Source organism: uncultured Arcticibacterium sp. (genome assembly GCF_964021845.1).
In the GTDB taxonomy this organism is placed as follows: Bacteria; Bacteroidota; Bacteroidia; order Cytophagales; family Spirosomataceae; genus Arcticibacterium.
In genome coordinates, this window is record NZ_CAXHZC010000008.1 from 84,131 (window position 1) to 97,130 (window position 13,000).

Sequence of the window (13,000 nt, forward strand, 5' to 3'; positions counted from 1 at the left end):
ACTGAATTGCTATTAACTAACGTTCCTGTTCAAAAATCATTCTAAAGAACCTCGATTTCTGCCATCAGTGGAATGGTATATTTCCTTTTTGTTTCCAAATCAAGGCATAAGGCTCTAGTTCGCCTTTTTTCTATTTTCTGGAATTTACGGTTTTTGAAAATAAAAGATTGACCGTTAGGTACATTTTCTAAATAGACTACCTCAGAAAGGTCGCCTTTGTTAAAAGCTTTTATGGCTTTCATGAGTTTGGCATCTCTGGTAGAAGAAGCCGCTGGATTTAACATGTGAGCGGCCAAAGGCTTTAATATCTCTAAAGGAAAAACCGCTTCATTTAAAAGGGGAATCATTAAATGCTGAAAATTTGTCTTCCATTCCTTGCCATGCGGTGCGGGTCTTTTTTTTATGTTTTTCTGATATTTAATGAAAACGCGTTGGTGAGCTACTTCATGAATGTATGTAATAAGAAAATTATAAGGATTTAAATCATGATTAACAGATATGGTATGATGGCCATTTTGAAATTTATAGTTTCCTAAACAGCTGCTTCTTGTTTTACTAATTGAAAAAGAAAAGGGAGCTTCTTCCCATAGATTTGTACAATATTCCAATGCTGCAGAAGGTACTTTTTTACTTAAAGCGTCATTAAATATAGCTTTTGTCAAAACCGGTTTTGATGCCCTTTTGACAGTTCTAGGAGTGTTAGTGTTTTTTCTTTTTATAAAATCAAACATGATCGATGCAATGTTGCCAAAAGGCGTATGTCTTCTTCAAAGAATTTTTATTGCATCAAATTTAAGAACTCAAACTAGGATTGTTTGCCTTTTAGTGAAGTTCATTAATGTCAAATGACTTAGATTTGCATCGAATTTAAAAAGACCGAATGAGAGAGCTCAAGATTTACAACACGCTTAGCAGAGAAAAAGAAGTTTTTACACCTTTGACAGAGGGTTATGTAGGCATGTATGTTTGTGGACCTACTGTTTATAGTAATGCTCATTTGGGTAATGTGCGTACGTTTTTGACTTTTGATGTGCTGTTCAGGTTTTTGCGAAGCATAGGCTATAAGGTAAGATATGTAAGAAATATTACGGATGTAGGTCACCTGGTAGGAGATGGAGACGAAGGAGAAGATAAGATTGGTAAAATGGCTAAGCTACAGCAGATAGAGCCCATGGAAGTGGTACAGCGATATACCAACGATTTTCATGAGGTTTTGCAGCAGTTTAACTTTTTGCCGCCAAGTGTAGAGCCTACGGCCACGGGGCATTTGATTGAGCAGATAGAAGCCGTAAAGGATTTGATAGAAAAAGGTTTGGCGTATGAGTCAAACGGTTCGGTGTATTTTGATATTAATAAATACAATGAGCAAGGGGGTAATTATGGTAAGCTTTCTGGAAGAATTCTAGAAGACTTATTGAATGAAACCAGAACATTGGACGGTCAGTCTGAAAAAAGGAATCCTTTAGATTTCGCGATTTGGAAGAATGCTTCGCCAGAACATATCATGCAGTGGCCTAGCCCTTGGGGAATGGGATTCCCAGGTTGGCACCTAGAATGTAGCTGTATGAGTGCGAAGTATTTGGGTAATCAATTTGATATTCATGGCGGAGGTATGGACTTGAAATTTCCACACCATGAGTGTGAGATAGCTCAAGGAACCAGCCTCACAGGGCAGGAGCCAGTGCGATATTGGATGCATACTAATATGCTTACCGTTAACGGTCAAAAGATGTCGAAGTCTTTGGGTAATAGTTTTTTGCCGGCTCAGCTTTTTAAAGGAGACCATGAGCTTTTAGAACAGGCTTACAGCCCAATGACGGTTAGGTTTTTCATGCTTCAGTCGCAGTACAGAAGTACCCTAGACTTTTCAAATGATGCTCTTAAGGGTTCTCAAAAAGCTTTTAGAAGGTTACTTAATGGTTTTAGAATGATTAAGTCGATGACCTTTGAAAGTGCAGACGTAGAGATTGACGAAAAGAAAAAAGGAATTGTAGAAGATGCCATAGAAGGTTTTTATACTGCCTTGGGTGATGACCTAAATACTGCTGTGGGAATAGCTCATTTATTTACATTGCTGAAGTATATCAACATGATGTATATGAATCAGCTTCAATCTGCCGCATTAGGTGAAAACACCTTTAATAAGTTAAAGACAAAGTATCAGGAGTTTTTTGCTGATATTTTAGGCTTATCAGAAGAAGAAAATGGTACTGATGTTTCTGTTCTTAATGGAATGTTAGAACTGTATAAAGAATATAAAGCAAACAGGCAATTTGATAAAGTAGACCAAATTAGAGCCTACTTCAAAGAAAATGGCATGGTGATTAAAGATTTAAAGCACCGTATTGACTGGGCTTGGGAAGAGTAAAAGGATTAGCGAGAGCTATTATAGCTCTCGCTGTTTTTTAATTTTGGTTTTTAATGCCCTGGGCTATCCAATTAGCCATGGCTTGACGGTTATTAGGAATAAGAAGTCTTCTTTGGTCAAATTCATTAGTGATGTTTCCCAGTTCAATGTAAACTGCGGTGGGTTTTGTTTCATTCAACATCCACAAACCACGTGATTTAACTATCCCTTCATAGCCTCTGCTGCTCTGATGTTCGTCATATTTGTTTTTGACAGTATGGTAAATAGAGTTAGCTAAGTCTTTACCAGAAGAACTGTACTCATTATGATAGAAAAACACGTCTACCTTTTTGTCATGATACCTAGAGTCCACATGTGTAATGATAGTTCTTTGAGTATGATAGCCTTTGGCTTTGTTTTCGTCGTAAAGTCTATTGATGATTTCCGTTCTTTGACGGAGCCTAGCACCTTGATTTAAAGGCATGCTGGCCCCACCCCAAACGGTTTCGTCTTTATCTGGAGCAAGAATTTTCTCGTCTCTAATGCCGTCGTTTTCGTCGCGGGTAATCATGTAAACCCTAGCACCATGACCTATTAAGTTACGGGCTATTCTTAAACTTACGTCATACGCATATTCATCCTCGCAAAGCCAGTCTTCTCCTTTTTTTACCATAGCACCTGGGTCTGGTCCGCCATGGCCACTCACTATATAATAGGCGTGGTTTTTTAAGGTATTGTCTAAAATAGGTGTTTTGGCGTATTCTTTGCCAAAAATTGAATAATTGACGTATCTAATGACTGACTTTTCGTTAGGTTTGTCATCGAAAGCAGAAAGGAATAAAAGGCATGATAATGCGACAGCTGCCGCCATTGTCTTTTTCATAGAAACATGTTTTATTAGAAAAGCAAGTCCAATTAAGGACTGTATATTGTAATCAAAGTTAATTAGATGAAAGCAACAATCAAAATTTTAAGTTTTATTCTGGCAGTTTCTTTTTTTAGTTCTTGTACGTCAAACACAACGGAAGAGACTAAATCAAGTGTGGAGGATGTTAAAAAACCTAGCGTCTTAGCCCCTGATTTTAAGTCAGTTTTAGCTTATGAAAAAATTAAAGAACAGTTAGACTTTGGCGTCAGATTACCTAATACTCTAGGTCATAAGAAGTGTGGTGACTGGATAGTAGAGACTATGAGGTCTTATGGTTTGGAAGTAATCGAGCAAGAGTTTGAAGCATACTCTTTTAAAGGGACATCTTTAGATGCTAGAAATATTATAGCCTCTTATAATCCTACAGCCAAGAAAAGAGTTCTTTTGGCAGCACACTGGGATACTAGAGAAGTGGCCGACCAAGATGATGAGAGAAAAAATGAGCCAATTTTAGGTGCAAATGATGGTGCCAGTGGCGTGGCGATATTATTACAAATTGCAGAGACCATTGCTCAATCAGCTGATAAACCAAACATTGGTATTGATTATATATTTTTTGACGCTGAAGATGGCGGAAAACCAGAATCTTTTGAAGGAAATGCTTTAAACGATTATGGTGGATATTTGATGGGTTCGGATTATTGGGCGAAAAATCCTCATATTGAAAATTATACTGCTTTCTACGGAGTATTGCTCGATATGGTAGGAGCAAAGGGTGCTACTTTTTATAAAGACAAAATTTCAATGCGAGTAGCTCCATCTGTGGTTAATAAAATTTGGAATGTGGCTAGTGCTAAAGGTTACAGCTCTTTTTTCTTATCTGCAATTGGCGGTGATATCTTAGATGATCACATTCCTGTAATTCAACATAGAAATATCCCTATGATTGATATCATTGACCAAAAATTAGGAGGAAATCAAACGTTTTTTGACCATTGGCACACCCATGATGATAACTTAGATGCCATTGATGTGAATACATTAGAAGCAGTAGGTGAAACCATGATACAAACACTTTACGAAGAGAATGGCGTAATTCAGTAGAAAGGTTTAAGCATAAAAAAACGGGTCACTTAATTTCTTAAGGACCCGTTTTTTTTATGTTCTGAAAAGATTATTTAATGTCAAAAGTTGTTTGACCAATTCTATATCCTTCAGAGTATAATTCTACAGTGTAAGAGCCAGAGTTGTAAGCAGAACCACTGTCATAAATGAATTCAACAGTTTGACCATCATTACTGAACATAACTGTTTGCTTTGCTGTATAAACTGTTTCTTTTCCACCAAATTTGAAAGTTCCAGAACCTGTAGCCATATCAGAAATGACAGCACCAGTAGGGTCCATTAATCTCATAAAAATGTTTTTATTCTCTTTCTTGGTTAATGGATTTTCAGCAAGTTTGAAAGCTACTTTGATTTTTTCAACACGCTTTGCTTTAAACTCAGCACCATCTCTTTCTCTACCTCTAGAGTTAATAGCAGAAATAGCATAGTTCATAGGTCTTAATGCAGATGCTAAAGATACCTTTTCGCTTAATTCTGAGTTTTTAACATTGATAGCGTATACAGAATCAGATAAGGCTGTTTTGGTGTTTTCCAAAGCAGTATTAGTCTCAATCAATTCAGTTTTTTCACTTATCAAAGTCTCGTTTTCGTTGGTAAGAATAACGTTAGCTTCTCTTAATTTAGCTATTTCGTTGTCTTTTTCTGTAAGTACAAGCTCGTAGTTTGAAATTTTGTCTTGATAATCTTTTAGGCTTACGTTTTTAGAGTAAATAAGGTTTCTTTTATCTTTTTCAAGCTGAGCTTTAAGTACCTGAAGTTCGTCTACTTGGCCGCCTAAAGCTGAAATTTCCGCAATTTTGCTGTCTAACTGAGTACCGATAGAGTCAAGTTTAGAGCTAGCAAGCATTAAGTCTCTATTTACTTCACTTACTTCTACAGTCTTGGCATCTACTTTTTGTCGTTCTTGAAAATAAAGGTAGCCTAACACTGCTGCTAGAGCTAATGCTACAATTAGACCAGCTTTTAGTCCTGAATTGTTGCTTTTTTCTGAATGTTCCATTTTTTTGATTTTTTATTAGTCAATTTTTTTAGGGAAAAGGAATGCAAAGATAAGCTTTTATTTACCATTGATAGCTCGCTCATGGTAGCTCCTAGTCGATGAATCAGTTTTTCTATGTGACGAAACGGCTATTTTTTAAGTTAAAAGTGCATTTCCACTACATTAACTGTACTTTAGGTTCAATATTATATTAACGAAAGTTTTTTTAAGAAAAATTTAAGAAAAGCGAAAACTGTATGGCTTTAATATCAAAAAAGAAGATACCTTATAAAATAAATCCTCCCCTAAGATCTTATTTGGAAAGGTATGGTAGGGAGCGAGAATTGCCCTTGAAATACAAAGATTTGCTACGGTTTGATAATAGGATTCCTCTTTTAGATAAAAACAATAATGACACACTGTGGGAAACGGTCTTTTATTCGCAGTCTGACCTGAGAGAAATTTATGAGAACCTTAAAGTCATTTATGCCGATTTAAAAACAGATGGAGACGAGTCTGTAATTCAGCATTTAGTGGTAGACAGGGTAGATACTTGCACTTATGCCAATACTTCGCCTTTTAGAATTAGAATTATTAATAAGGTAAATGACAACTACGACTATTTCTATATAAAGAATGCTGATTCTTCAAGAGTTTATGGATTAGAACTGGAGCATTTACTTTCTCCAAATGTTTTGAGTTATATCACTCATGCTGATACTTTGGTAGAGGAGCATATTGCTGGAATTCCAGGAGATATTTTTATGGAGTTTCACTTAAACGATCTCAACCTTAATCCTATCAGACTAGCTAAAGAATTTATTAAGTTCAATGAGCGGTGCTTTGCCAGGCTTTTGGGAGATATGCACTCTGCCAATTTTGTTGTAATTATTACTCCTGACTTTGAAGACTTTCACTATAGAATTAGGGCTATTGATTTTGACCAACAGTCATATGAGGGGAGCAAGTCGGTTTACATGCCTCAATATTTCAGAGAAAATAATGCGATAATAGAATTAGGTATTAAATACATGACGCCTGAGTCTGTAAAACAATATCAAAAAGAAGAAAGAACCTTAATAGGAAACAGAATAAAATCTGAAAAGGAACGGCTTAATAATTTGATGGCTGTAATGCGAGAAGACAATAATTATTTGCCAGAGAACTTAGTTAAAATAAAAAAAGAGCTAAACGAGCATCATAAAACCAAGGTTTTTGCTAAATGCAAAAGCATGGCGGAGGTTTTGGAAACCAACTTAACGCTGCTAAGTACTTGAGCCTATTTTAAGAAAGACATAATTAAAAAGAACCAGCCTAATATTAAAAGAGAGCCACCTATGGGTGCTACGGCACCAAAAGTTTTAATGCCAGTAAAGCATATCAAATAAAGAGCTCCTGAAAATATTATAGTTCCCATAAAAAAGGAGTAACCGGCATAGTTGGAGTAATTGCTAGGAAATTCCTTGAAAAGTATTCCTGTCAAAACTAAAGCCAAGGCGTGGTAAAATTGATACTTTACTGCCGTTTCGAAAGTAGCCATGTTTCCCGCTTTTTCTAAGGTTTCTTTAAGTGCATGAGCACCAAAGGCTCCTACAAGTACACCCAAAAGGCCTAAAATTGCTCCAAAAATCAAAAAAGTCTTATTCATAATCTTTTACCAAAAATTGCACTACCTACCCTTATTAATGTACTACCGTTTTTTACAGCCAGCGGCCAATCCCCACTCATTCCCATAGATAATTCTGTCAGAGGAAGTTCTGGGTTGTTATCTTTTACTTCGTCAAAAAGGTTTTTTAATCCTTTAAATTCTGTTTCAATTTCGTTTTCGTCATTGGTTAAAGTACTCATTCCCATCAATCCTATAATTCGAACATTGGAAAATATATCTAAGCCAGTTTTTAAAGCCTCTATAAGTTCGTTTTTGTCAAAACCTGTTTTTGTAGATTCTTTCGCAATATGCACTTGAAGCAAGCAGTCAATCACACGTTCGTTTTTGAGAGCTTGTTTGTTAATTTCTTTCAGGAGCTTTAAAGAATCTACAGAATGGATAAGACTTATAAAAGGAGCAATGTATTTGACTTTATTGCTTTGCAAGTGGCCAATCATGTGCCATTCAATATCCTTAGGTAACTCTTCTTGTTTTGAAATTAATTCTTGAACATAGTTTTCGCCAAATCTTTTAAAACCAGTATTGTAAGCCTCTAGTATTTTATCATTACCTTGTCTTTTAGATACGGCAATAAGGCGAGCCTGATTATCTAATTGACTTTCTATTTCTTTTATTTGATGAGCTATTTGATTCATTAAGATAATAAGCTTTTTAAATCTGCAGGCGAGTAGTTTACACTTTTAAGAGTTTTGTGGTCCCCCTCTCTATAAACTAAAAATTTGTCACCGTCTTTTTTATAATAACTTTCTGTCCCTTTTTCTTTGTAATGCTTTTGGGTAGCAATAGCCTCTTCCTCAGAATTACAAGCTTTGCTCATATTGGAACGTTGTACCTCGTCAAAAAGAGCTTTAAATTTATCTCCCAAGCCAAATTCTAATATAGCACCAGAAAGTACATATTGAATATCACAAAGTGCATCAGCCACTTCAATAAGATCATCGTTTTCAATGGCTTCTTTTAACTCATTAAGCTCCTCCGAAATTAATTCTACCCTCAAATCACATCTTTTTTTTGCCGGAATAGCAGGTTTTTCAACTATCGGATGACGAAAGGTTTTATGGAATTCTGCTACTTGAGAGAGGGAATCTGGGGATTGCATTACTATATTATTTGTTTAACGTGCCGTAAAATAAATTATCAAGACTATTGTCTTGCAAAGTTCTTGAAATTCGCCTAATATTGCTAAGAAAACATAAAGTCAATTAAATCTTAAAACTTTAAAAAAATTATGAACAAAATAGTTAGGCTTTTTAGCGTGCTGGCCTTAGCTTCCACAGTAGCTTTTGTAGGATGTAAAGGAGATACTGGAGATCAAGGTCCTATCGGTCCAGCTGGTCCTACAGGACAAAATGGTGTTGATGGTCAAAATGGTACAGACGGTACAGATGGTGTTGATGGTGTTGATGGTGTTGATGGTAATGCAAATGTTAAAAGCTTTATGGCTACAGTTGCTGTAGCTGACTGGGCTAATGTAGAGCGTTCAGGAATAGGTACTTCTACTACAAGTACTTGGGGTGGAGCTGCTGTTTCTAGTGATTTAATTACTGCTGATAAAGCTGTTTTTGTGGCTTTAATTTCAGGTGAAGAAAAAATTTCATTGCCAGTTTCTTTATCTAAAGAAATTGATGGTTCTGTGGAATCTCTATTGTTCTCTTATAAAACTGGCCAAGTGAGCTTATACTATAAGAGTCAATCTCAACTTTTTGGTGGAAGCACTTCATATGCACCAGAGATGGACATTCAAGTTAAGGTAACGGTTGTTGAGGAAGTAGAAGTAGCTGCTCTTAAAGCTGCTGGAATTTCTCTTGATGATTATGATGCTGTAATGAATTATCTTGGAAGATCGGTACAACTACCGACCCAACAATAATATATATCATTTCTTTTTTAATAGCCTTTTCAGTTTACTGAGAAGGCTATTTTATTATATAGTAGTGTGAAGAAAATATTAGCCCTTATTCTATTTGTTTTTTCTCTATCTGGAGAAACTAATGCTCAGTTTTCTGATGATATCGCCAGCAAAAAGATTACTATTAATGGTTTAAATAAGCTTTATAACCTAGAGTATAGAGAAGCTGAAAGAATACTTAAACCAGTTTTACAGAAATATGAGGAGCACCCAGTTTCTTTTTTAATTAAGGCAACCTTACTACAGTATGAGTTTGCCCCGATAGAGCAAAATGTCACACATTTTAAAGAATATATAAGCAATCTAGAGAAGTGTATTAAATTAGCCAAAGAACAATATGATGCTGGTAAATATAAAACGGATGCTACATTTTATTTGCTAGCTGCCCATGGCAATATCAGTAGAGCATATCATTATAATAAAGATTACCTAAAAGCAGGATTAGAAGCTAAAAGAGCTTACTCCTATTTAAAAGAAGGTTATGGTTTAGCGAAAGAAAATAGTGAGTTTTATTTCACAAATGGACTTTACAAGTATTACAGAGTCCAATATCCAGAAACGCATCCTTCTATTAAGCCTATCATTTTCTTTTTTACAGACGGTAATAAAATGCAGGGTTTGGCGGACTTAAGACAGGCGAGTAAATCTAGTTTATTTAGCAGAATGGAAGCTTCGTTTTTCTTGGCGGGTATCTGTCTAAAATATGAAAGCCTCACTAAAGAAGCTGTTTCTATACTGAGGGTCTTGCATGAGAAGTATCCGAATAATCCAGATTTTCTTTTAAAGTATATTGAAGCTCTATTGATAGGAGGTGAATTAGAGTTGTCCTCACAAAAACTAAAGAAATTGGAAGTTTTCAAAGGAGGAGATTATGAAGTCGCTACTTTTGTGTTTCGCGGGGAAATTAGTTTTCTTAAGCGAGATTTCAACAAGGCAAGTATATCTTTTAAAAAGGCTGTTTCTCTAAAAAAAGAAGGTGCCGAAACATCAGACTTAAAGAGTATGGCTCTTTGTCGTTTAGGTGAGATAAGTTTAGGGCTGGGAGAAAACAAAAATGCAAAAGAGTATTTTAAGCAATGTTTGGATATAGCTGAATATTCAAGAATTATAAAAAAAGCGGAACTAGAATTGAAGAGATTATAATATGGAGAACATTTTAATAAAGAACGGGAAATTAGTCAATGAAGGTAAAAGCTTCGAAGCTGATATTTTAATCAAAAACGGAAGGATTGAAAAGATTGCGACTAGTATTTCTTCAGAAGATTCTAATAAAATTATTGACGCAAAAGATCAATACGTTTTACCAGGAGTAATAGACGACCAGGTTCATTTTAGAGAACCGGGTTTGACGCAAAAGGCCAATATCTACACAGAAGCTAGGGCCGCGGTGGCAGGTGGGACTACCAGTTTTATGGAGATGCCTAATACAGTGCCAAATGCTTTAACGCAAGAGCTTTTACAAGACAAGTATGATATAGCAGAGAAGACTTCGTTGGCAAATTATTCCTTCTATATGGGAGCCTCTAATGATAATTATGAGGAAGTAATGAAAACGGACTTAAAGGCTATCTGCGGATTGAAAATTTTCATGGGAAGTTCTACTGGTAATATGCTAGTAGATAATGAAAATACTTTGGCTAAAGTATTCTCTAGTTTTCCTTCATTAATAGCCACGCACTGTGAAGATGAAGAGACAGTAAAAAACAATTTTAATAGGTTTAAAGCGGAGTATGAAAACAAAGAAATACCTTACGATATACATGCTTTAATTAGAAATGAGGAGGGTTGTTATAAGTCTTCTTCTATGGCGGTTGATTTAGCTAAAAAATATGGGACAAGGCTTCATATCCTTCATATTTCTTCGTCACAAGAGATTCCTTTATTTGATAATAGCTTGCCTTTGGCTGAGAAAAAAATAACTGCGGAGGTTTGCGTACATCACCTTTGGTTTGATGCCAAAGACTATAAACAAAAAGGCACAAAAATAAAGTGTAACCCTGCCATTAAGCATGACCATAAAGAGAAGCTTTTTCAAGCATTATTAGATGACAGGTTTGATGTTATAGCCACAGACCATGCTCCACATCAATGGGAAGAAAAACAAAAGAGTTATTGGGAGGCACCTTCTGGTCTACCGTTGGTTCAGCATAGTTTACAAGCCATGTTAGACTTTAGAGCTCAAGGTAAAATTACCATAGAGCGTGTGGTAGAGAAAATGTGCCATGCACCTGCTGTTTGTTTTGAAGTGAAAGAGCGTGGATACTTAAGAGAAGGCTATTGGGCCGATATTGCCATCGTTGATGCTGATAAACCATCATTAGTTACTAAAGAAGGTTTGCATTATAAATGCGGGTGGTCTCCTTTTGAAGGGCACACCTTTGGTTCATCGGTAAGTCATACCATAGTTTCTGGGCATTTAGCTTATGAAAATGGCATGTTCAATGAAGAGAAAAAAGGAGAGCGTCTTAGCTTTAACAGATAAAAAAAAGCCCTTCGGTAAGAATTAGAACATTCTACATCGAAGGGCTTTTTTTATATGAATTGGGATCTTCTAAAAATTTTATTCAGAAGGGTTTTGTACAGGCTGCCATATTTTTCATAGCACCATTCTTTCAAGAGATTTACTTCTGTTGGAACAAGTTGCTTCATTCCTTTCATTAACTCTTTCTCAAACAATTTGCTGTCAAAACTTACCTTCTCCAATATCATTTTTATGTATTCTAACATTGACATAAGGATTAAAGGTTTTAGGTTACTTACAACATTAGTTAATAAACTGTCCAATAAATATACGCTATAAAGAGCAAAATGTCAAATTGATTTATCTCATCATAGCTATACATCTACCATCTTTATAACGCTTTCAATATCCGCCGTATTGTCAAAAAAGGAGACTAAACGCACTAAAACTTCTTCCATTACGGCATCTGGGCAGGATGCTCCACAGGTTAGTAATATTTTTACTTTTTCCTTTTTTGGGAAATAATCTTTTGATGTTATGACTTTTTTCGAGTGAAGATCGAAGTGGGAGACTTCTGTTTTTGAAAGAAGACTTTTGTCAGACTGAATAAAATAGGTTCTATGTTTTGTCTCGCAGAGCTCTACCAGGTGAGAGGTGTTTGAACTGTTATATCCTCCTACTACAATTGCTAAATCTGCAGTTTGGTCTATTAACGAATAGGTTGCATCTTGATTGTCGTTTGTAGCATAACACAGGGTATCTCTGGTGTTTGCAAAATGCTCTTTCTCACTTTCGTTAGAAAGGTCAAAGTGTTTAACAATAACTGATTTTAAATATTCTGAAATTTCTTGTGTCTCAGAAGCAAGCATGGTGGTTTGGTTAACTACACCAATTTTTTTGAGATCTTCTTTAGGGTTAAAACCTTCCGAATATTGATTCGCAAATTCAGTATAGAAGTCTTCTGAATTCTTTTCACCAGTAATATAACCGGCTAACTTTTCTGCTTCTTTTATATTTTTAATAACTAAGGTTGGCGTTTTTGCATTACTATGTGAAAACGTTGCTCTAGTTTCTTCATGGTTCGGTTTTCCGTGCACAATCACACTGTAGCCTCTTTCTCCAATTTGAGACGCCCTATTCCAAACCTTTTCTACAAAAGGGCAAGTGGTATCAAAAGCATAAGGATTAATGCCAATTTTGTTTAATTGTTCCTGAATCTCAATGGTCGTTCCAAAAGCAGGGACTATGACAATATCTTCTGTAGATAATTCAGCCCAATCAACTAATTGGTTTCCTCCGGTATCCATCAAAAAGCGAACACCTCGAGATAGAAGGTCATTATTAACATCGGGGTTATGAATCATCTCACTTAAAAGAAAGATTCGCTTATCTGGGTTTTCATTAAGGGTACGGTAGGCTATTTCTACTGCATTTTCTACGCCATAACAGAAACCAAAGTGGCGGGCTATATAAAACACGATAGGCCCAAAGTCTAGCTTGGTAGGAGAGAAGTCTTTTTTTAATTTATCTTTTACTCTTCTCTGCTCTTTGATAGAGCCAATTATAGTGCTTTTGTAAATTTCTGGTATATCAAACTTCTTCATATAAGGTTTGGAAAGTATATTTGAAAATCTTTGATGAA

13 protein-coding genes are annotated in these 13,000 nt (G+C 35.7%); 6 read left to right on the forward strand and 7 right to left on the reverse strand.

Features of this window, described 5'->3' with window-relative positions; all coding sequences use genetic code 11:
- Positions 1-41: 41 nt before the first annotated feature.
- Complete coding sequence (locus AADJ06_RS19370) at positions 42-731, reverse strand: SprT-like domain-containing protein (protein WP_341228147.1); 690 nt, start codon at positions 729-731, stop codon at positions 42-44.
- A gap of 149 nt (positions 732-880) precedes the next feature.
- Here AADJ06_RS19370 and cysS point away from each other — a divergent pair, with 149 nt between their 5' ends.
- Complete coding sequence (gene cysS, locus AADJ06_RS19375) at positions 881-2,368, forward strand: cysteine--tRNA ligase (RefSeq protein ID WP_341228148.1); 1,488 nt, start codon at positions 881-883, stop codon at positions 2,366-2,368.
- A 37-nt stretch (positions 2,369-2,405) separates the two neighbouring features.
- Here cysS and AADJ06_RS19380 read toward each other — a convergent pair whose 3' ends face one another.
- The gene (locus tag AADJ06_RS19380; RefSeq protein ID WP_341228149.1) at positions 2,406-3,230 is read right to left on the reverse strand and encodes an N-acetylmuramoyl-L-alanine amidase; all 825 of its coding nucleotides are present in this window, start codon (positions 3,228-3,230) and stop codon (positions 2,406-2,408) included.
- 66 nt (positions 3,231-3,296) lie between these two features.
- Here AADJ06_RS19380 and AADJ06_RS19385 point away from each other — a divergent pair, with 66 nt between their 5' ends.
- Positions 3,297-4,319, forward strand: coding sequence for a M28 family peptidase (locus AADJ06_RS19385; protein WP_341228150.1), 1,023 nt, complete (start codon positions 3,297-3,299; stop codon positions 4,317-4,319).
- Positions 4,320-4,389: 70 nt separating this feature from the next.
- Here AADJ06_RS19385 and AADJ06_RS19390 read toward each other — a convergent pair whose 3' ends face one another.
- Positions 4,390-5,340: a hypothetical protein gene (locus AADJ06_RS19390; protein ID WP_341228151.1), complete on the reverse strand. Its 951-nt coding sequence runs from the start codon at positions 5,338-5,340 to the stop codon at positions 4,390-4,392.
- 236 nt (positions 5,341-5,576) lie between these two features.
- Here AADJ06_RS19390 and AADJ06_RS19395 point away from each other — a divergent pair, with 236 nt between their 5' ends.
- A complete protein-coding gene (locus tag AADJ06_RS19395; protein ID WP_341228152.1) occupies positions 5,577-6,596 on the forward strand; it encodes a hypothetical protein in 1,020 nt (339 codons plus the stop codon).
- A gap of 2 nt (positions 6,597-6,598) precedes the next feature.
- On the opposite strand, the gene AADJ06_RS19400 is transcribed toward AADJ06_RS19395, so the two are convergent.
- The 3 genes from AADJ06_RS19400 to AADJ06_RS19410 are packed head-to-tail and all read right to left on the reverse strand — an operon-like array spanning position 6,599 to position 8,087.
- On the reverse strand, positions 6,599-6,967 hold the full coding sequence (locus tag AADJ06_RS19400; RefSeq protein ID WP_341228153.1) for a DUF423 domain-containing protein: 369 nt from the start codon (positions 6,965-6,967) through the stop codon (positions 6,599-6,601).
- On the reverse strand, positions 6,964-7,623 hold the full coding sequence (locus AADJ06_RS19405; protein ID WP_341228154.1) for a YggS family pyridoxal phosphate-dependent enzyme: 660 nt from the start codon (positions 7,621-7,623) through the stop codon (positions 6,964-6,966). Before AADJ06_RS19405 ends, AADJ06_RS19400 begins: the two co-directional genes overlap by 4 nt.
- Positions 7,623-8,087, reverse strand: a complete 465-nt coding sequence (locus AADJ06_RS19410) for a nucleoside triphosphate pyrophosphohydrolase family protein (RefSeq protein ID WP_341228155.1) — start codon at positions 8,085-8,087, stop codon at positions 7,623-7,625. Before AADJ06_RS19410 ends, AADJ06_RS19405 begins: the two co-directional genes overlap by 1 nt.
- Positions 8,088-8,216: 129 nt before the next feature.
- Between AADJ06_RS19410 and AADJ06_RS19415 the strand changes: the two genes are divergently transcribed.
- The 3 genes from AADJ06_RS19415 to AADJ06_RS19425 all read left to right on the forward strand — a co-directional run bounded on the left by AADJ06_RS19415 (position 8,217) and on the right by AADJ06_RS19425 (position 11,379).
- Complete coding sequence (locus tag AADJ06_RS19415; RefSeq protein ID WP_341228156.1) at positions 8,217-8,858, forward strand: hypothetical protein; 642 nt, start codon at positions 8,217-8,219, stop codon at positions 8,856-8,858.
- Positions 8,859-8,924: 66 nt separating this feature from the next.
- Entirely contained in the window at positions 8,925-10,040 is a 1,116-nt protein-coding gene (locus AADJ06_RS19420) for a hypothetical protein (protein ID WP_341228157.1), read from the forward strand.
- 1 nt (position 10,041) lies between these two features.
- Entirely contained in the window at positions 10,042-11,379 is a 1,338-nt protein-coding gene (locus AADJ06_RS19425) for a dihydroorotase (RefSeq protein ID WP_341228158.1), read from the forward strand.
- Between the two features lie 353 nt (positions 11,380-11,732).
- Here the strand turns inward: AADJ06_RS19425 and AADJ06_RS19430 are convergent, their stop codons facing one another.
- Positions 11,733-12,962, reverse strand: a complete 1,230-nt coding sequence (locus AADJ06_RS19430) for a 4-hydroxy-3-methylbut-2-enyl diphosphate reductase (RefSeq protein ID WP_341228159.1) — start codon at positions 12,960-12,962, stop codon at positions 11,733-11,735.
- Positions 12,963-13,000 lie beyond the last annotated feature (38 nt).